Source organism: Pseudomonas fluorescens, from assembly GCF_000802965.1.
In the GTDB taxonomy this organism is placed as follows: domain Bacteria; phylum Pseudomonadota; class Gammaproteobacteria; order Pseudomonadales; family Pseudomonadaceae; genus Aquipseudomonas; species Aquipseudomonas fluorescens_A.
Genome location: NZ_JSAK01000020.1, coordinates 19,075 through 37,920, shown reverse-complemented (window position 1 = coordinate 37,920; position 18,846 = coordinate 19,075). Strand labels below are relative to the sequence as shown.

15 protein-coding genes are annotated in these 18,846 nt (G+C 59.8%); 6 read left to right on the top strand and 9 right to left on the bottom strand.

Going from position 1 to position 18,846, the window contains the following annotated elements; genetic code table 11:
• Positions 1–17 precede the first annotated feature (17 nt).
• The 7 genes from NL64_RS17595 to aspA all read right to left on the bottom strand — a co-directional run bounded on the left by NL64_RS17595 (position 18) and on the right by aspA (position 11,604).
• Positions 18–1,049 (bottom strand): histone deacetylase family protein, encoded by a 1,032-nt coding sequence (locus NL64_RS17595; RefSeq protein WP_034149349.1) that lies wholly within the window; start codon positions 1,047–1,049, stop codon positions 18–20.
• A 226-nt stretch (positions 1,050–1,275) separates the two neighbouring features.
• Positions 1,276–2,283, bottom strand: a complete 1,008-nt coding sequence (locus NL64_RS17590; RefSeq protein WP_034149348.1) for an AraC family transcriptional regulator — start codon at positions 2,281–2,283, stop codon at positions 1,276–1,278.
• Positions 2,284–2,398: 115 nt separating this feature from the next.
• Positions 2,399–2,983, bottom strand: a complete 585-nt coding sequence (locus tag NL64_RS30995; protein ID WP_367379622.1) for a hypothetical protein — start codon at positions 2,981–2,983, stop codon at positions 2,399–2,401.
• Positions 2,980–7,035 carry a dermonecrotic toxin domain-containing protein gene (locus NL64_RS17585; protein WP_367379621.1) on the bottom strand — a complete coding sequence of 1,352 codons (4,056 nt, stop codon included), beginning with the start codon at positions 7,033–7,035 and terminating at the stop codon, positions 2,980–2,982. Before NL64_RS17585 ends, NL64_RS30995 begins: the two co-directional genes overlap by 4 nt.
• Before the next feature lie 118 nt (positions 7,036–7,153).
• Positions 7,154–8,158, bottom strand: coding sequence for an asparaginase (locus tag NL64_RS17580; RefSeq protein WP_034149347.1), 1,005 nt, complete (start codon positions 8,156–8,158; stop codon positions 7,154–7,156).
• 139 nt (positions 8,159–8,297) lie between these two features.
• Complete coding sequence (locus NL64_RS17575) at positions 8,298–9,746, bottom strand: alanine/glycine:cation symporter family protein (RefSeq protein ID WP_034149346.1); 1,449 nt, start codon at positions 9,744–9,746, stop codon at positions 8,298–8,300.
• A 433-nt stretch (positions 9,747–10,179) separates the two neighbouring features.
• A complete protein-coding gene (gene aspA / locus NL64_RS17565) occupies positions 10,180–11,604 on the bottom strand; it encodes an aspartate ammonia-lyase (RefSeq protein ID WP_034149344.1) in 1,425 nt (474 codons plus the stop codon).
• A 180-nt stretch (positions 11,605–11,784) separates the two neighbouring features.
• On the opposite strand from aspA, the gene NL64_RS17560 reads away from it, so the two are divergent.
• The 5 genes from NL64_RS17560 to NL64_RS17540 all read left to right on the top strand — a co-directional run bounded on the left by NL64_RS17560 (position 11,785) and on the right by NL64_RS17540 (position 15,578).
• Positions 11,785–12,702, top strand: coding sequence for a LysR substrate-binding domain-containing protein (locus NL64_RS17560; protein ID WP_034149343.1), 918 nt, complete (start codon positions 11,785–11,787; stop codon positions 12,700–12,702).
• A 309-nt stretch (positions 12,703–13,011) separates the two neighbouring features.
• On the top strand, positions 13,012–13,503 hold the full coding sequence (gene purE / locus NL64_RS17555; RefSeq protein WP_034149342.1) for a 5-(carboxyamino)imidazole ribonucleotide mutase: 492 nt from the start codon (positions 13,012–13,014) through the stop codon (positions 13,501–13,503).
• A gap of 11 nt (positions 13,504–13,514) precedes the next feature.
• Positions 13,515–14,597, top strand: a complete 1,083-nt coding sequence (locus tag NL64_RS17550) for a 5-(carboxyamino)imidazole ribonucleotide synthase (RefSeq protein WP_034149341.1) — start codon at positions 13,515–13,517, stop codon at positions 14,595–14,597.
• A gap of 111 nt (positions 14,598–14,708) precedes the next feature.
• Positions 14,709–14,954 (top strand): GlsB/YeaQ/YmgE family stress response membrane protein, encoded by a 246-nt coding sequence (locus NL64_RS17545; RefSeq protein WP_033059272.1) that lies wholly within the window; start codon positions 14,709–14,711, stop codon positions 14,952–14,954.
• Positions 14,955–15,041: 87 nt separating this feature from the next.
• The gene (locus NL64_RS17540) at positions 15,042–15,578 is read left to right on the top strand and encodes a DUF3299 domain-containing protein (protein ID WP_034149340.1); all 537 of its coding nucleotides are present in this window, start codon (positions 15,042–15,044) and stop codon (positions 15,576–15,578) included.
• A 74-nt stretch (positions 15,579–15,652) separates the two neighbouring features.
• On the opposite strand, the gene NL64_RS17535 is transcribed toward NL64_RS17540, so the two are convergent.
• Together NL64_RS17535 and NL64_RS17530 are read right to left on the bottom strand one after the other, a co-directional pair.
• Positions 15,653–16,552: a D-hexose-6-phosphate mutarotase gene (locus NL64_RS17535; RefSeq protein WP_034149339.1), complete on the bottom strand. Its 900-nt coding sequence runs from the start codon at positions 16,550–16,552 to the stop codon at positions 15,653–15,655.
• Between the two features lie 72 nt (positions 16,553–16,624).
• Entirely contained in the window at positions 16,625–17,029 is a 405-nt protein-coding gene (locus tag NL64_RS17530; protein ID WP_007942704.1) for an acyl-CoA thioesterase, read from the bottom strand.
• 362 nt (positions 17,030–17,391) lie between these two features.
• Between NL64_RS17530 and NL64_RS17525 the strand changes: the two genes are divergently transcribed.
• A complete protein-coding gene (locus NL64_RS17525; protein ID WP_034149338.1) occupies positions 17,392–18,690 on the top strand; it encodes an MFS transporter in 1,299 nt (432 codons plus the stop codon).
• Positions 18,691–18,846: the final 156 nt, after the last annotated feature.

Here is an 18,846-nt window from a genome sequence, read left to right as displayed (position 1 = left end):
ATCATTGATTTAATTCCTCATTGAGCGCTTTCAAAACCTTCAAGAACGTTCACGGCATTGATGCCGATTTCTTCGACCGCGTAACCGCCTTCCATCACGAACAGCGTCGGCACGCCGAGCTTGGCGATGCGCTTGCCCATGGCCAGATAATCCGGGCTGTCGAGCTTGAATTGCGAGATCGGGTCGTCCTTGAAGGTGTCGACGCCGAGGGACACGACGACGATGTCGGCACCGTAGCTTTCTATCTCTTTGCAGGCTTGTTCCAGCGCTGCGCTCCAGGTGTCCCAGCCGCTGCCGGCAGGCAATGGATAGTTGAAGTTGAAGCCTTCACCGGCGCCTTCTCCCAGCTCGTCTTCATAGCCGAGGAAGAACGGAAACTCGGCTTCCGGGTGGCCATGGATCGAGGTGAACAGCACGTCGCTGCGCTCGTAGAAAATCGATTGGGTGCCGTTGCCGTGGTGGTAATCGACGTCGAGGATCGCAACCTTTTTGTGGCCCTGATCGAGGAAGGCCTGGGCGGCGATGGCGGCGTTGTTGAGGTAGCAATAACCGCCCATCAAGTCGCCAGCGGCGTGGTGTCCCGGTGGACGGCACAGGGCGAACGCACTGCGGGCGCCGCGCTGGATTTCCGCTTGGGCGGTCAATGCCACTTGCGCCGCGCTGTACGCCGCTTGCCAGGTGCCGGCGGTGATCGGTGCGCCACCGTCGAAGCTGTAATAGCCGAGTTCGCCGTGCAGGCTGGTGGGTTTGATGCGACGCAGGGTGCGAGCCGGCCACGTGTAAGGCAGCAAGTCACCGTCAGTGTTGAACTCGGTCCAACGGGCCCAGGCACCCTTGAAGAAGTCGAGGTAGTCGCGGCTGTGGATGCGCGCGATTGGCTCCAGGCCGAAATCCTTCGGTGCTTCGACGGGGCCGAGATTCTGCTTTTGCACCCGTGACAACACGTGGTCAGCACGGGATGGCATCTCGAAGCAGGGCTTGAGTTGCCCGTCGATGAGTTCGCAACGACCGTGGTGCAGGTGGTGATCGTCCGAGTAGATCGTCAGCATTTTCTTGTTCTCCGCAGGCGGGTTCGGTTGCACACAGTCTTGCGTCGCGGATGGTTTTGGAGAACGGCAGGAAAGGCCAAAAGGGGATCGATATGGCCAAAACATTTGACCGAAATTCGCCCCTCTCAGAGCACGCATTTGTAGGAGCCGGCTTGCTGGCGAAAGCAATGTTCGAGTCAATGGAGGTGCGTCGGATGTACCGGCCTCATCGCCAGCAAGCCAGCTCCTACAGGGGCCGGTGCTGCGGGCGGAATTGGCTGGGCGCTACTCCGCTCCAGCGCACAAACGCGTGGCGGAAACTCGCGGTCTCGCTGAAGCCCAGTGCCTCGGCGATTTGATAGATGGGCAAATGATCCTCGCAAAGCATTTGCTTGGCCTGCTCAAAGCGCAATTCGTCGAGCAATTCCTGATAGCTGCACCCCATGTCCTTGAGATGCCGACGCAATGTACGCGCCGAACAATTCATCTGCTCGGCCAGGCCTTCGAGCCCTGGCGCCGCGTTCAATTGTGCGCTGAGCAACTGTCGAATTCGCCCCAGCCACGCCTGGCGCCCGGTGAATTCGAGGTTCTGTTTGCGGCAGCGTTCGGCCATGGCTTGATGGGTGATGACGTCGGCCAGCGGCAATGGCTGGTCGAGCCAGCGCTTGTCGAAGGCAAAGGCGTTGTCCCGTGCCCCGAAGTGCAGCGGGCAATTGAAATGTTCGGCGTAGGTCGCCTCATAGTCGGGCGCAGCGTGCTCGAAGCGTGCGGCCAGTAGCGGTAATGAATGCCCGAGCAGGTCGTCACAGGTGACTTTCAGCGAAACCAGGCAAAACTCGGCGTTGAACACGGCCATTGCCGGGCTCTCGCGATAATCGGCAGCCACGAACCAGATACGTTCGCCATCGTCTTCCAGGCTTAGTTCGAAAACTGTTCCCAGCAACGCCGGATAGCGTATCGCCAAACGCAAGGCGTCACCGAAGGTGGCACTGGTGAGCAATGCGTAACCGAGCATGCCGTAACAGGAAACGTGCATCCGCCGACCCAACTCCAGGCCGATGTCACGCTTGAGCGCGACGGCATTGGCACAGACCTGCATCTCTTGATTGGTGGTGATGCGCGTGTCGGCACGGTTCAGATCCGCAGCGCTGATGCCACTTCCGGCCAACAACGCATCGCTGGACAGACCCTCGGCCTTGAAGGCATCGAGCACCAGCGAAACGGCGTTGAGCGTTGTGAGGTGTGAGTGGAGCATGGGCAGTACCCGTCATTTGTTTGATCGGGACGGAGCAAGTAGCGTGCCGTGATTCAACGCCCTCACTTTCGCAAGGGCGCTTGAACGTTAGCAAAAAGCCGACACCCGGGATGCTTCAGGTCGTGCTGAAAAACAGCCGCTTGGCCTGCTCTAGCCCGATCATGCTGCGGTAGTGCGCAAGGCGTTGAGGCCCGCTCAATCCCTGAGTCGAGTCGGCGGCCATGCCCAGCCCTTGTTCATGTGGCGTTTTCAAGCGTGCGTAGACGAAGGATTTTGCCGGCACCCAGGATGTCGAGTTCAGAAAGTGCGCATACCAGAGTATTTGCCGGGTTTTGCGGTCGGTGATGCTGTACTCATCCAGGTACAAGGTTTTGCCTCCTTTGAGACGACGTCGAGTGACGGTTTTTGCAACACTGATTGCATTGTTATTGTTGAGCCACTCAACACCGGGGACTGTAGGAGGCTGTTGCTTGATCATCGTCAGCATGTTGTTAGTCGCTTGCTGGTAGAGATTCTCCGCTGCTTCGGTGAGGGCCTTGTTGACGGTCGCTGCCGGGAGATTATTGCTCTCTGTAGCGTTACTGCTGGTCAAGGCTTTCTCGATGTCGCTGCTGGTCTGCTCCATTTGCAGGGCGTACTGGTGAAACAGGTATTCGATCCCTCCCGGCGAGCGCCCTGGCTGCTTGATGTATTCGGTCATGCGGGTATTGAACGCTGCCAGTGAATCGAGCAGGGATTGGCCCTTGTTAAGACTGATCTCAAGGTTCGGTGCCGCGGTGGCTGTTTTGGGGGGGTTGACTCGCTCGACCCAGACCCCCGGTGTTTTCTGATGGAAAGTGGCAATGACCTTATCGGTGAGGGGGACTTGATATCGACGAGGTTGGTCTCCAACCCTTGATCCGACAAGCGCGGCTCGCCGATGAGCACGCCGTTGTAACGCGTCCTGATGAACTGTTTCTTTGGCCTTGGCGGTTGCACAGGCAGTGCAGGACGACTTCTGAGAATTTCCCTTTCGTCGAGCACCAACACCAGATTGCGCTCGGCGCGCTGACGGAATTCGTCGAGCTGCAGGCGAAGCTTCTTTACCGGCGCTTCCAGAGTTTGCGCAGAGAACGTTGTCTTGAAGTCCAGCAAACGTTCGTCGATGACGCTGAACTGTTCGATCAGATCGTTCAGGGAGTCGATTCGCTCGTCGAGCCGGCTGATGCTGCGTTCATTCAGGGTGTCGCGCAGGGTTTGCACGACAATGTCGGCGGTGTCGACGATCTGGTCGATGGTGAGCCAGGCCTCGGCCGCCGTCGCCACCGAGTTTTCCGGCAGGCATACGTTGCGCGCCAGTGTCACCTGGAGGGCCTTGAGGTCATCGAGTGAATAGCCGGGGAGCTTCGATCGGCTGTTCTGAATCACCCGTAGCCCTTCTTTTTCGAGGCGCTTGAGCTCTGTAAACCGTTCCTGAATCTGCTCCAGGCGCGAAATCATGTCTTGGTTCAGCTCAATCAACTGTCGAACCGCCGGGATTTGACGATCATGCCGGTCCTCGGACTGACGGTCGATTTGATTCAGAACGGCCCGCAATTTCGGGGTGAAGACAGTGAGCGCTTCGCCAACACCGGCGGTTATCAGCTCAAGCTGGGCCTTGAGATAGCCAAGGGATTTTTGTTGATAGTCCGCCGTCGGCGAAAAGACATGCAGCGATTTGAGATTGCTTAGCGCTGCCGCGTATTCCGCGCGTTGGGATTCCAGTGCCTGGAGGTAGAGCTGACGTTTGGCTTGAGCCTCGTCAGCGGTAGCGCTGCTCATTGCCTGGTGAGCTTTCTGGAGTTCTTGCTGGGCCGTCGCTTTACGCTTCTCGAAAGCCGTGAGTTTTGTGCGCAGTTCCGTGGCTTCGCGCTGGCCTTCGGTCTCGGCCAGGCGGGTCAGGCTCGTCGAGCCGCCGCCGCGCAGGCGCAAGCGAACATCAACCACCCATTGTCCTGGCAGGGTGTGGGCCAGGGCCGGGCCAGAACGGGCGGGCTCTTTTGCATCGATGATCACAACGGTGCCGTTTTCATCCACCGTGACCTCAAACCAGTTCGGTCCCACCGGGGCGTACCATTTGCTGTTGAGGCTGTAGAGATGTTTATAGGCGCCTTCTTCGGTGTTGGCGGTGCCAAGCCCCTCTGGACGGGTGATCTTGAAATGATCAAGCACGGTCGCGAGGCTCGCGGGCGTTCGATTCGCAGCGCCGCTGATGCTGACCCCTTGCTGGAGATTGGACACCTGATGGGGGGCGCTTTTGCTCAGTTGCTCGACGCTGATTTTTTTCTCCGTCGATTCCGGAAGCTTGGGTGCCTCGGTCGTGGCTAACTCCTTCGCCAGACGCGGATCAATGTTGCTTCGGGTACTGATATGTAACGTGATCGCCATTCCGAGATTGAGCAGTACATCCGTGAGCGCCGCCCATTGCGCCTGCGTATCTTCTTTCTCATGGGCCTCGTGCAGCTCTTGAAGCTGATCCATCACTTGCCAGATCCAGGCGCCGATGCCGACGGTACGCCCCAGAAACGGAAGAACTGAATAGAACAGCATCCAGCCGGCCTGCTTGAAACTGGCCCAGCGGTTTTCGGCGTTCGAAACCGACTGACGATCGGCGAGCGTCACCAACGCCTGAGCATTGGCCTTGAACAGGGCTTCGGGCAAATCGCCCTCAAGCGCTTTTCCACCCAGACCCATTGGCCCGGTCATTGTCGTGAGCTTGTCCGGGTCGATCAAGAAATCGGTAATGGTCCAGGGTGAAGGCAGCGTGCCTGGAAACACGTAATTGGCGTAGTCGCTGCTGACGTCTTCCGGTAGCCAGGCCAGCATCGTGTCCCGCAGGCTGGCCGATTGCTGAATGGCGTACAGCAAGTTGCTCGGCGATGGGTACTGACTCAGTGGCTGATCGAGCATCGGCCGATAGAGCAGGCACGGACCGGCTGCCGAGTCCTCGGGGCCGATCACGAACATGTTGGCGACCTCGTCCTGCGAGCCGTCTTTGCGGCGTTTGGGTGCGAAGGTCAGTGGCCGTATGACGATGGTCTGGCCTTCCACCACGCGATTGTCGGTCTCGGGTTCCATCGCGGCGGCGACGTAACGGTACCCGCGTGCATCGATGCCGTTCTCTTCGCGAATCTTGCATTGCAAAGCCTGCAGCGGTAACTGGATGCGCAGGTGTTGGGTGAACAGGGTTTGTCGGCGCAAGGCTTCTGGCGAGTTATCGATCAGTTCGCTTTTGATCAGTTCCGGGTAAGTTGAGCCGATGTCCGCCTGGCTGATCAGTTCTTCGATGTACTTGACGGTTAGCCATGCGGGAAGCGTTTTGCCGCGGGTGGAATGCAGCGTCTTGTCGCCCAGAGGCAATGCAATCAGGTTTTGCAAGGCAAGGTCGGCAACACTGAAGTTGAAGGTATCAATCTTGCCCGGGACGGTGAACGTCCCCCAGATAACGGGGCTCTTGACCCGAAGCTGAATCGACTCAAGCGCCGTTTCCAACTCTGGGGCCTCTTGCAAAACCTTGGCATGTTCCAGGAGTTTGCTGGCATGGAGTGCGTTCAATTTGCTCAGTGCGTACTGGCGGATGGGCAGGATTCCGTCCATGTAGGATTTGCCCTCGTTCTGACTGTGCAGCGCGGCCAGATCCTTCAGATGTCGCGAGTAGTTGTTCAGATCCGAGAGCGACGCCGTACTCAGCCAGTCAGGCAGTGCATCCTTGAACCAGTCCAGACCCGGTCCTGTTTTTTTGACACTGTCATCCACTTCGGGTGTCGGGGTAGACGGGAGCTTGTTCGGATTGGCGGTTGCAGGGAGAGAAAAATCCATGGCGCCAATCACGTCGATCTGGATGGAGATCAACGCGCAAGCCTGGTAATCGAAAATGCTGTCGAGGGGCTCCAGCAGTCGCCACTGAATTTTCTGGGCGGGCTCGGCCGTGCTGACATGCTCAGGCAAGGTGGCACCGAGCTTTTCCAGGGAGTCGAATTTTTGAAAGCCCTTGAGCAACGAGTGGGCAAGGATGATCGTGCGCCCTTTGTGCGTGCCGATCAGCACGACAATCGACACCTCATTGAGGTGTGTGACCTTTTCGCCATCGACCAGGTCGATGCCAATCAGATAAGCGTTGCTTTTGTAGGGATCGTTGAGCTTTCTGCTCGCAAGATCCGGGGCGCGAAACAAGCTACGCGCCATCTCGCAGTCATCGTTATCCCAGCCCCCGATCCGATCAATATTCCAGACTTCGCGCAAGGTCTTGGATAGCTCGTGCCAACGTGGCTGCGAACCACTTTCGGGCGCATTCCAGAACGCCAGTTGTTGTTCCTGGAAGGCGGTGAGCATGACCGGTGCCAGCAGGTTGATCAGGTTGGCGATTTCGTCGATGCGCACCGGCAGATGGATCTCGGGCTCGGTAATCGGTTGTTGCGCCAGGAAGTGCTCACCCTCGATGTACAGTGCAGGAACGCCGTGCACGACCTGGGCAGCGAGAATGTCGGTCAATGCCTGGAACGTGGGGAACCCGGACACGACTTGGTCATTGACGATCAACCATGTGGGCGTGCCGACCATGGTAATGGTCGGGTCGAGATCCAGCGTGGGATAGAGCTTGCGCAAGTGCTGGCGCAACAGGACCGCGGCTACGTCGCGCAAGTCGGGACCGACACTGAGTTGAGTGATCAGGGTATCGGTCGGGTTATGGCGAGCGCGGGTATCGGGTGTGGTGGTTAAGACTGGTGTACTCATCGTGCATCCCTGCGTTTCAAAGTAATGGAAGCGGCTGAGGTCAGGCCTCAAGGCCGCTTCCATGCTAGGGAGTCACGATTTGGAGAGGGTGGTAATTATGTATATGCCGGAGTGGGGTTCAGCTCAGTTCACCGCACAGATCCAGTTCCACGAGATTTCGTATTTCGGCGTTATCCAGCCCTGCGCCCAATAGCGCATGGAGCTTGCCGAACGCGGCTTCACGGGTCATGCCGCCACCGGACAGAACTCCCGCGCCACGTAAGCGGCTACCGGCTTCGTAGACATCCAGCTCGACACCCCCTTCATGGCATTGCGTGACCGCCAGTACCACGACGCCTTGTTCCTGCGCACGCTTGAGGCTGGCCAGGAAATCGGGGTTGTCACTGGGCCCCGTGCCGCTGCCGTAGCATTCCAGCACCAGGCCTTGAATCCCGCTGGTCAGCAAGCCATCCAACACCTCGGCGCCGATGCCGGGGAATAGCGGCAACACAGCGACGTTCGCCAGTTGCCTGGGTTGGTTGTAATGCAGTTGCGGCGGAATCGAAGCCGCTTTCACACCGCCGCCCTGACGCTCCAGTCGCTTGAACGGGTGCCGACCGAAACTGCGCACTTTGGCGCACCGGGTCGGGTCCAGTCGTTCGCCGTGGAAGTACAAATGCACGCCCGGGGCCAGGCCCTCGCCTAAGGCAACCAATGCGCCACCGAGGTTTTCCCAGGCATCGCTGTCGGTGACGCCGGCCGGCAGCATCGAGCCGGTGAAGCACACGCGGGCGTTCAAGCCGATCAATTGAAAACCCATGGCGGCGGCGCTGTAGGCCAGGGTGTCGGTGCCGTGCAGGATCAGCACGCTGTCGCAGCCTTGCACATCTACGGCGTCGACCACTGCTTCACGCAGTTGCTGCCAATAAGCCGGGCTCATGTTGGCGCTGTCGATCAGCGGCGACATCTCGCGAAAGCGCCATTGCGGCACCACGAGATCAGGCTGGCTGTGCAGGTACTCGCGCATCCGCGCTTCGAAACCGGACGCCGGGGCCAGGCCGTTGGCGCTCGCCTGCATGCCGATGGTGCCACCGGTATAGAGCACCATGACGTGCTGGCCGGCAGGATAGGTCGAAGAATTCATGGCGCTGCTCCAAGAACAATGACGTGCTGTAGGAGCCGGCTTACTGGCGATGGCGGCCTGATCATCAACATGGATGTTGAACGTGATGGCCGCATCGCGAGCAGGCTCGCTCCTACAAGGTATGGCGCACTTTAACCGATCAGCGTTGCGCTGCGGTCACGCCTTGCAGCCCGGGCTGAGCCTGAGAAGCCGCTGGTGGATTCGCCGGCCAGGCCTGACGATCGAGATCCAGATCCGGGAACTTGCTCGAGTCGAACACTGGGGTCTTGATTCCGGCAGCGCGCTGGTCATCGTAGTCACGCAGGATGCGCATGCCGACCTTGAACAGCAGGAACAACGCAATCAGGTTCACGAACGCGAGCAGGGTCATGGTGATGTCGGCGAAGGCGAACACGGTGCCGAGGTTTTCGATGGCGCCCCAGAAAATCAGGACCAGTACCAGCGCGCGATAGCCCATGAGCGCTTTGCGGTTTTCACCGATCAGGAAGCGCAGGTTGTTCTCGCCCAAGTAGTAGTTGTAGAGAATCGAGGTGAACACGAACAACGCCAGCGCCACGGAAATGAACATCCGGCCCCAGTCACCGACCACGGCGGCCAGGGAGTTCTGGGTCAGGGCAATGCCGTCGCCTTCGAAGCCCGGGGTGTAGAAACCCGAGAGCAGGATCAGCAACGCCGTGCAGGTGCAGATCACGAACGTATCGAGGAACACGCTGAACGCTTGAACCACGCCTTGCGCCACCGGGTGCTCGACCGCTGCGACCGCTGCCACGTTCGGCGCGCTGCCCAGGCCCGCTTCGTTGGCAAACACGCCACGTTTCACGCCCATGATGATGGCGCTGCCGATCAGGCCACCGAAGGCCTGGTCCAGACCGAAGGCGCTCTTGACGATGGTCATCAACATGCCCGGTACGTGGTCGAATTGCAGGACGATCACGTAGAGGGTCACGCCGATGTACACCAGGGTTTTCACCGGCACCAACAGGTCGGCGACCTTGGCGATACGCTTGATCCCGCCGATGAACACCAGGCCCAGCAGCACGGCCAGGCCGATGCCGGTGTAAGTCGTGTCGAGACCGAATGCGTTGTTCAGCGAGTGAGTCACGGCGTGGGCTTGCAGGCCGTTGAAGGCGAACCCGAAGGTCACCAGCAACAGGAACGCCATCAACATGCCAAGCCAGCGTTTTTGCAGGCCGTGCTGAATGTAATAGGACGGGCCACCACGGAACTGGCCTTCGGAGTCGCAGCGCTTGTAGAGCTGGCCGAGGGAGCATTCGAAGAAGCTGCTGGACATGCCGACCAGCGCGGTCACCCACATCCAGAACACCGCGCCCGGGCCGCCGAGGGTCACGGCGATGCCGACACCGGCGATGTTGCCCGCGCCGACGCGGCCGGCGAGGCTGAGCATCAGTGCCTGGAACGAACTGAGTTGCCCGGCGCTGCTTTTGAGGCTGTCGCGGAACACCGCGAACATGTGGAAGAAGTGACGCAATTGAACGAAACGCGAGCGGATCGTGAAGTAGCTACCGAGCCCGACAATGAGCACGATCAGTACTTTCCCTGAGAGGAAGTCGTTAATGACTTCGAGCATGGATTATTCCTCGCTGTTTTTTGTGTAGGCAAATGCTGGCCGGTCAGACACATCGAGTTACATCAGTTGGCACTCGGCACAACAGGTGGGTCGATGTCCGTCCCGGTTTCATATCGCGGGTTTGTTATTAGTTCGGGTTTCGCATGGGTTCAGGTCTCGCTACCGACGACCGCCCACGTGAAGAGGGGCGGCACTATACCGATGGGAGTGCCGTCCGTCTGCACGGTTGTGGTGCATGCGGTGAAACGAAGATCAAAAGATCGCAGCCTGCGGCAGCTCCTCCATTTGAATGCGGCCCCTGTAGGAGCTGCCGCAGGCTGCGATCTTTTCGCTTTTAAAAAAAAGGGCCTGGAGATTGATCTCCAAGCCCTCAAAAGGTGAGAGGTGTCTAGTCCCTCGACCTGGTGAGCGGTGCTACAACTAACGCGTCGGTTCAGGCTTTAAGCGGAACCAGACGCGGAGCAATCATGTTTTCCGGGCGCAGGATGTCGGCGAGCATTTCTTCGTCGAGCAAGCCTTCTTCGCGCACCAGTTCCAGCACGCCGCGGCCGCTTTCGAGGGCAATACGGGCGATGCGGGTGGCGTTTTCATAGCCAATGTACGGGTTCAGTGCAGTCACCAGACCGATCGAGTGCTCGACCAGTTCACGGCAGCGCGCTTCGTTGGCGGTGATGCCGGTGATGCAGTGTTCGCGCAGCATGTCCATGGCGCGTTGCAGCAGGCGGATCGAGTCGAAGATCTTGAAGGCGATCAGCGGCTCCATCACGTTCAGTTGCAGCTGGCCGCCTTCGGCCGCGATGGTCAGGGCCAGGTCGTTGCCGATGATCTGGAATGCCACCTGGTTTACGGCTTCCGGGATAACCGGGTTGACCTTGCCTGGCATGATCGAGCTGCCTGGCTGACGCGCCGGCAAGTTGATTTCGTTGATGCCGGTGCGAGGGCCGCTGGACAGCAGGCGCAGGTCGTTGCAGATCTTCGACAGCTTCACCGCGGTGCGCTTGAGCATGCCGGAGAACAGCACGAAGGCGCCCATGTCGGAGGTGGCTTCGATCAGGTCGGCAGCTGGCACCAGCGGATGACCGCTGATGGTCGCCAGACGTTGAACGGCCAGGTGCTGGTAACGCGGGTCGGCGTTGATGCCGGTGCCGATCGCGGTGCCGCCGAGGTTCACTTCGGTCAGCAGCTCAGGTGCCAACGTTTTCAGGCGTGCCAGGTCTTCGCCCAGAGTAGTGGCGAAGGCGCGGAATTCCTGGCCAAGGGTCATCGGCACGGCGTCTTGCAGCTGGGTACGACCCATCTTCAGGACGTGGCTGAATTCTTCACCTTTGGCGGCAAACGACTGGATCAGGCTGTCGAGGCTGGCCAGCAGCGCGTCGTGACCCAGCAGCAGACCCAGACGGATTGCCGTCGGGTAGGCGTCGTTGGTGGACTGCGCCATGTTCACGTCGTTGTTCGGGTGCAGGTACTGGTACTCGCCTTTCTCGTGACCCATTGCTTCGAGGGCAATGTTGGCGATCACTTCGTTGGCGTTCATGTTGGTGGAAGTACCGGCGCCACCCTGAATCATGTCCACCACGAACTCTTCGTGGAAGTCGCCGCGGATCAATCGTGCACAGGCTTCACTGATGGCAGCGTGCTTGGCTTCGCTCAGGTGACCCAACTCGCGGTTGGCGTCAGCGGCGGCTTGTTTAACCATCGCCAGGCCGACAACCAGCTTCGGGTAATGCGAAATCGGAACGCCGGAGAGACGGAAGTTATTCACCGCTCGCAGGGTCTGGATGCCGTAATACGCTTGAGCCGGTACTTCGAGTACGCCAAGCAGGTCTTTTTCTGTGCGGAATGATGCAGCGGAGGACATGATAGAAATCATCTCAATATGGACCCGGTCTGTGCCGGAACACTGCAAATGCTAGGCTTGTGGAGAATTTTGGGCCAATGCTGTTAAACACTGGCCTATGCACATTCGGCATAATGCCCGTGTGACGCCGCGTTGACGGCGAGCGTGTGACCTAATTTGGTGCGTGTCCGGGAGGGCGTGATGAATCTGGAAAGTAAATGGCTGGAGGACTTCAGTGCCCTGGCCGCCACCCGCAGCTTCTCCCAGGCCGCGGAACGTCGCTTCGTGACCCAACCTGCGTTCAGTCGGCGAATCCGCAGTCTCGAAGCGGCGCTGGGGCTGACGTTGGTCAACCGTTCGCGCACGCCGGTCGAGCTGACAGCGGCGGGGCAGTTGTTCCTCGTCACCGCGCGCACCGTGGTCGAACAGCTCGGCGAAGTGCTGCGCCACCTTCATCACCTGGAAGGCGGGCAGGGTGAAGTGATGCAAGTTGCTGCCGCTCACTCGTTGGCGCTGGGTTTCTTCCCGCGCTGGATCGCGCAGCTGCGCAACGAAGGCTTGAACATCGCTACGCGGCTGGTCGCGACCAACGTCGGCGACGCGGTGCATGCGCTGCGTGAAGGCGGGTGCGACTTGATGCTGGCGTTCTACGACCCCGACGCAGCCATGCAGATGGACCCAGAGATCTTTCCGTCACTGCACTTGGGGAACACCGAAATGCTGCCAGTCTGCGCGGCGGACGCCGACGGCAAGCCGTTGTTCGACCTGGAAGGCGAGGGCAGTGTGCCGCTGCTGGCCTACAGCGCCGGCGCGTTTCTCGGGCGTTCGGTGAACCTGCTGCTGCGCCAACGGGCGCTGCGATTTACCACGATCTACGAAACCGCGATGGCGGACAGCCTGAAAAGCATGGCGCTGGAAGGGCTGGGGATTGCCTGGGTGCCGCAACTCAGCGTACGCGCCGAACTGGCTCGCGGCGAATTGGTGGTTTGCGGTGGCCCGCAATGGCATGTGCCTTTGGAGATTCGTCTGTACCGCTGCGCGCTGGTGCGCAAGGCTAACGTGCGGTTGTTGTGGCGCAAACTCGAAGGCGGCGCCGCGCAAACCTCCATCAACCCGTAGGAGCCGGCTTGCTGGCGATCCATGCGACGCGGTGTGTCAGGTTAGACCGCGTCGACTTGATCGCCAGCAAGCCGGCTCCTGCAAGGGATTTGCAGTGTGTTTTGGCTGACCTCTGAGTCAATAAAACCGGCGCTTTGCGCTGTATGACGGATGGTCGATTCGGGGGCTGTTTATCTGCTCCATTGAGGTATACTGCGCGGCCTTCGGCCGGTTACGACCGGCCATAATTCGTACAATCAAGCCACGCATTTTGCGTGGCTTGTTGTTTTTTGATGCGCCTGCGGGCGCCCAGAGAGAAGAGGCACGACGATGAGTGCATTGGTTGGCGTGATCATGGGCTCCAAGTCCGATTGGTCCACCCTTAGCCACACCGCCGATATGCTGGAAAAGCTCGGCATCCCTTACGAGGTGAAGGTGGTTTCCGCGCACCGCACCCCGGACCTGCTGTTCCAGTACGCTGAAGAAGCCGAGGCGCGTGGCATCGAGGTGATCATCGCCGGTGCCGGTGGCGCGGCCCACTTGCCTGGCATGTGTGCGGCCAAGACCCACCTGCCGGTGCTGGGCGTGCCGGTGCAGTCGGCGATGCTCTCGGGCGTCGATTCGCTGCTCTCTATCGTGCAGATGCCTGCGGGCATTCCGGTCGCCACCCTGGCCATCGGCAAGGCTGGCGCGATCAACGCCGCGCTGTTGTCGGCGAGTATCCTTGGCGCCAAGCACCCGCAGTTCCACGAAGTGCTGAAAACCTTCCGTGCTGAGCAGACAGACAGCGTCCTGGAAAATCCAGACCCACGCATCGCCTGAGGTTGTTGACGATGAAGATCGGTGTAATCGGTGGCGGCCAGTTGGGCCGCATGTTGGCGCTGGCGGGGACTCCGCTGGGCATGAACTTCGCTTTTCTGGACCCGGCGCCGGACGCGTGCGCTGCTGCATTGGGCGAGCATCTGCGCGCCGATTACAGCGATCAGGATCACCTGCGTCAGCTGGCCGATGAAGTCGATCTGGTGACCTTCGAGTTCGAGAGCGTTCCGGCTGAAACCGTGGCATTTCTCTCGCAATTCGTTCCGGTCTACCCAAGCGCCGAGGCCCTGCGTATCGCCCGCGATCGCTGGTTCGAAAAGAGCATGTTCAAGGACCTGGGGATTCCCACCCCGGCGTTCGCTGACATTCAGTCGCAAGCCGATCTGGACGCCGCCGTGGCTTCCATCGGTCTGCCGGCCGTGCTCAAGACACGTACTTTGGGTTACGACGGCAAGGGCCAGAAAGTCCTGCGTACCGCTGAAGACGTGGTTGGCACCTTCGCCGAACTGGGCAGCGTGGCGTGCCTGCTGGAAGGCTTCGTGCCATTCACCGGCGAAGTCTCGCTGATTGCCGTGCGTGCTCGCGATGGTGAAACGAAGTTCTACCCGCTGGTGCACAACACCCACGACAGCGGCATCCTCAAGCTGTCCGTGGCCAGCACCGACCACCCGCTGCAAGCCCTGGCCGAAGATTACTCCAGCCGTGTGCTCAAGCAGCTGGATTACGTCGGCGTGATGGCGTTCGAGTTCTTTGAAGTCGACGGTGGCCTCAAAGCCAACGAAATCGCCCCGCGTGTGCACAACTCCGGGCACTGGACCACTGAAGGCGCCGAGTGCAGCCAGTTCGAAAACCACCTGCGGGCGGTTGCCGGTCTGCCGCTGGGATCGACGGCCAAGGTCGGCGAGAGCGCGATGCTCAACTTCATCGGCAAAGTACCGGAGACCGAGAAGGTCCTGGCGATCGCCGATTGCCATCTGCATCACTACGGCAAGGCATTCAAGGTCGGCCGCAAGGTCGGTCACGCCAACCTGCGTTGTGCAGATCGCGAAACCCTCGCCGCGCAGATCCTCAAGGTCGAAGCGCTCATCGCCGAGTAAAACAGTTTCATGTGGCAGCGGCGGAACCATTAAGGGGCCGCCGTTCTCTCATGGCAGGATGCGAAAGTCTGACTAGGCTTTCGCATAACTATCCATTCAGAGGGAAATGCCATGGGAATTATCGGAACCATCTTTATCGGCTTGATCGTCGGCCTGCTGGCGCGGTTCCTGAAACCGGGCGATGACAGCATGGGTTGGATCATGACCATCCTGCTCGGTATCGGCGGTTCGCTGGCGGCCACTTACGGCGGCCAGGCCCTGGGCTTCTACCAGGCCGGCCAAGGCGCTGGCTTCCTCGGTGCCCTGGTTGGCGCTGTGATTTTGCTGGTGATCTACGGCCTGATCAAAAAGAACTGATCAAGCGACAAAGCCCTCTCTGCCAAATGTGTGGGGAGGGCTAGAATGCTCGGCGTTTCACAGTCCTCTCCTTTACCGAGCACCTTCATGCGCCGTCTTCTGTTGTCTCTTCTTTTCCTGGGTACGGGCCTTGCCCACGCCGGCGAGCTGCCGGAAACCGACTGGCTCGAACTGATGCCAAAGTCGGATCAAAAGGCCCTCGAAGCCATGCCCGAAATCGACCACAACTCCCCCGAAGCCACTGGCACCTTTACCGAAAAGGGTGGCATGAAGCAGAGCAAAGGCTTGCCGGCGGTGATGTATTCGACCAAAACCGTGGCGTCGATGAATGACAAAAACATCCGTCTCGGTGGCTATCCGGTACCGCTGGAGTCCGACGCCAAGGGGCACAGCACCTTGTTCTTCCTCGTGCCGTATCCGGGCGCTTGTATCCACGTGCCGCCGCCGCCACCGAATCAATTGGTGCTGGTGCGCTATCCGAAGGGTTTGAAGCTGAACGACATCTACACGCCGCTGTGGGTGACCGGCACGCTGAAAATCGAGAAGGTCAGCAATGATTTGGCCGATGCGGCGTATGCGCTGGATGCAGCGAAGGTGCGAGTGGTGAAAGAGTCGGATTTGTAAAAACACCGTAGGAGCCGGTTTGCGGCGATAGCGATCTTGAGGACGCCATCGCCAGCAAGCCGGCTCCTGTAGGTTTACAGCGGTTTGCTACCGATGCTGACGCCGAGGGTGTGACTGGCGCCCGGCGCCAGGTTCACCACATCCCCCATCACATTCGCCGTCTCGATACACAGCATGCGCTGCCAGCCATCGTCAGCCATGTCACTGAGCGCCGCAGCACGATCGATCCACGGGTTCCAGATCACCGCCGAGCGTGAACCGCTGCTGGTCAACTCGATGCGCCGTTCCCATTGCGGGTCGACGATACTCAGCTTCGCAGGTGTATCGAGATAGATGCGATCCGTCTCGCCGGTAAAGTGCAGGTCACCGGTTTGGGTGACCGTTTTCCAGTCATCCAGCGTCTCGATGTAACTCAAGCCATCCAGCCCTTCGACATGCACGTTGCGCGCGTCGCTGACCGCGAAATAGCTGTGCAGCGCCTGGCTGATGGTGACTTTTTCGGTGCCCTGGTTGTGGCTGGTCAGGCTGATGTGCAGCTGTTCATCCAGACGAATGCTCAGCTTCAAGTCCACCTGATGTGGCCAGCCCGGCAGGCCACCTTCGGGGTAGGGCAGGAGGAATTCGACCTTCAGGCTTTCGCCCTCGGCTTCGATGCCGACCAGTTCCCAGTCCATTGCACGCACCAGACCATGAGCCGCCGCCGGTTCGTTGCTGACGCGCATTGCCTGAACGCTCTGCGGGTTGCGCGCCAGATTACCGAACCACGGCCAGCACACCGGCACACCGGCGCGAATGCTTTTGCCGGTCTTGAACACCGCCTCATCGTTGAGCCAGATGATTGGCGGCTGGCCAGCCAACTGATAACTGAGGATGTGCGCGCCTTGCTGGGCAACCAGCAATTCGGCCTGACCGTGGCGGATGCGCCAGCAGTTCAGTTCATCCAGTTTCACGGCTTCAACGTTGGGCGTGTTCATGGGACAGCTCTCGATCAGTAACAGGAGTGCAATGGACCGCGAAGCGATCGTCAGGTTTAACGCAGCCCTGGTTTAACGAGCTCTAGGCGGAACCGAACGGGTGCGGCCGCTGCCATCGATGGCCACGAACACGAACACCGCTTCGGTGACTTTACGCCATTCGCTGGACAGCGGATCGTCGCTCCAGACCTCGACCATCATCTTGATCGAGCTGCGGCCGATTTCCAGGGCCTGGGTATAGAAGGAGAGCTGAGCGCCCACCGCTACTGGAACCAGGAACGCCATGCGATCGATCGCAACCGTCGCCACGCGACCACCGGCCACCTTGCTGGCCATTGCCGTGCCGGCCAAATCCATCTGCGCCACCAGCCAGCCGCCGAAAATATCGCCAAAGCCGTTGGTTTCGCGCGGCAGCGCGGTGATTTGCAGGGCCAGGTCGCCTTGCGGGATCGGATCTTCTTGTTCGAGCTCTATCATGCCGGGGGTGCCTCTGACCCGTGACTCTTCGTTGGTATTGCTGGTGGTAGCCGTCTTCGGGAAAAACGATTCAGCACCGAACATACTACGTTCGTCACGTTTTCCATAAGGCGCCTAAAGGGAAACTCTGCGAAATCGCCTATGAACCTGACAGGCGTTTTCGCACAGCAACCCTTTCAAAGTGCAGCAAGATTGCGAGTATATCGGTCGGTAGACTCCGAGACGACCGTCCGGTTCTCATTTTGACCGTCAAATACGCGCCTCTATGTGCTTTTTCGAACAATTTGCTATGGTGCGGACCTGCCCGAGCCCTTGCCAGCGTTGTTGGGGCGGCAGATCTGACTATTAGAGAAGCCCTTGCCATGACCACAGCGCCCTCGAGTATCGCGCAGCCAAGCCAATCCGCACGTCCGCTGACCCGCAACGACTATAAAACCCTATCGTTGTCGGCCCTGGGTGGCGCGTTGGAGTTTTACGACTTCATCATCTTTGTCTTCTTTGCCACGGTAGTGGGCAAACTGTTCTTCCCGGCGGACATGCCTGAATGGCTACGCCTGATGCAGACCTTCGGCATCTTCGCCGCCGGCTACCTGGCGCGGCCGCTGGGCGGCATTGTGATGGCGCACTTCGGCGACCTGCTGGGGCGCAAGAAAATGTTCACCCTGAGCATTTTCATGATGGCCGTGCCGACCCTGATCATGGGCTTGCTGCCGACCTATGCGCAGATCGGCATGTGGGCACCGATTCTGTTGTTGCTGATGCGCGTGATTCAGGGCGCTGCGATTGGCGGTGAAGTGCCGGGCGCGTGGGTCTTCGTTTCCGAACACGTGCCGCAACGGCATGTCGGCTACGCCTGCGGGACCCTGACCAGTGGCCTGACGGCGGGCATCCTGCTGGGCTCTCTGGTCGCCACCGCGATCAACAGCATTTATACGCCGGTGGAAGTCTCGGATTACGCGTGGCGGATCCCGTTCCTGCTGGGCGGTGTGTTCGGCCTGTTCTCGGTGTACCTGCGCCGCTGGCTGCACGAGACCCCGGTGTTTGCCGAACTGCAACAGCGCAAGGCTCTGGCCGAAGAAGTGCCACTGCGCGCCGTGCTGCGTGACCATCGTGGCGCGATCGCGATCTCCATGTTGCTGACCTGGCTGTTGTCTGCCGGCATCGTGGTGCTGATCCTGATGACCCCGACCGTGTTGCAAACGGTCTACCACTTCTCGCCCACCACCGCGTTGCAGTCCAACAGCGTGGCAATCGTGTTCCTGAGCATCGGCTGCATCGTTTCCGGCGCCCTGGCGGATCGCTTCGGCGCGGGCCGGGTGTTCGTGTTCGGTTGCGCCGCGTTGCTGGCCAGTTCCTGGACCTTCTACCACAGCCTGGCCGACCATCCTGACTGGCTGTTCCCGATGTACGCCCTGACCGGCCTGCTGGTGGGCACCATCGGTGCGGTGCCGTACGTGATGGTCAAGGCCTTCCCGCCGGTGGTGCGCTTCAGCGGCTTGTCGTTTTCGTACAACGTGGCCTACGCAATTTTCGGTGGTTTGACGCCAATGATTGTCAGCCTGCTGCTGAAGGAAAGCCCGATGGGGCCGGCTTATTACGTGGCGGTGCTGTGTGGGGTCGGGATGCTGGTGGGTGCGTATCTCTGGAAACAGGGGCGTTAGTTCTGGCCTCATCGCCAGCAAGCCGGCTCCTACACAAGCCCGTAGGAACCGGCTTGCTGGCGATTGGGGGCGCATGAATCATCCGGTAAAAACTCGAATACTGGCCTTTCATCCAATTGTCATATTTCAGCCATAGAGTGTTCACACGGCCTGCTG

Excerpts from the sequence above, each read along its gene's own strand:
- NL64_RS17595 (WP_034149349.1), bottom strand. The coding sequence starts at position 1,049 with ATGCTGACGATCTACTCGGACGATCACCACCTGCACCACGGTCGTTGC.
- NL64_RS17590 (WP_034149348.1), bottom strand. The coding sequence starts at position 2,283 with ATGCTCCACTCACACCTCACAACGCTCAACGCCGTTTCGCTGGTGCTC.
- NL64_RS30995 (WP_367379622.1), bottom strand. The coding sequence starts at position 2,983 with ATGACCGAATACATCAAGCAGCCAGGGCGCTCGCCGGGAGGGATCGAA.
- NL64_RS17585 (WP_367379621.1), bottom strand. The coding sequence starts at position 7,035 with ATGAGTACACCAGTCTTAACCACCACACCCGATACCCGCGCTCGCCAT.
- NL64_RS17580 (WP_034149347.1), bottom strand. The coding sequence starts at position 8,158 with ATGAATTCTTCGACCTATCCTGCCGGCCAGCACGTCATGGTGCTCTAT.
- NL64_RS17575 (WP_034149346.1), bottom strand. The coding sequence starts at position 9,746 with ATGCTCGAAGTCATTAACGACTTCCTCTCAGGGAAAGTACTGATCGTG.
- aspA (WP_034149344.1), bottom strand. The coding sequence starts at position 11,604 with ATGTCCTCCGCTGCATCATTCCGCACAGAAAAAGACCTGCTTGGCGTA.
- NL64_RS17560 (WP_034149343.1), top strand. The coding sequence starts at position 11,785 with ATGAATCTGGAAAGTAAATGGCTGGAGGACTTCAGTGCCCTGGCCGCC.
- purE (WP_034149342.1), top strand. The coding sequence starts at position 13,012 with ATGAGTGCATTGGTTGGCGTGATCATGGGCTCCAAGTCCGATTGGTCC.
- NL64_RS17550 (WP_034149341.1), top strand. The coding sequence starts at position 13,515 with ATGAAGATCGGTGTAATCGGTGGCGGCCAGTTGGGCCGCATGTTGGCG.
- NL64_RS17545 (WP_033059272.1), top strand. The coding sequence starts at position 14,709 with ATGGGAATTATCGGAACCATCTTTATCGGCTTGATCGTCGGCCTGCTG.
- NL64_RS17540 (WP_034149340.1), top strand. The coding sequence starts at position 15,042 with ATGCGCCGTCTTCTGTTGTCTCTTCTTTTCCTGGGTACGGGCCTTGCC.
- NL64_RS17535 (WP_034149339.1), bottom strand. The coding sequence starts at position 16,552 with ATGAACACGCCCAACGTTGAAGCCGTGAAACTGGATGAACTGAACTGC.
- NL64_RS17530 (WP_007942704.1), bottom strand. The coding sequence starts at position 17,029 with ATGATAGAGCTCGAACAAGAAGATCCGATCCCGCAAGGCGACCTGGCC.
- NL64_RS17525 (WP_034149338.1), top strand. The coding sequence starts at position 17,392 with ATGACCACAGCGCCCTCGAGTATCGCGCAGCCAAGCCAATCCGCACGT.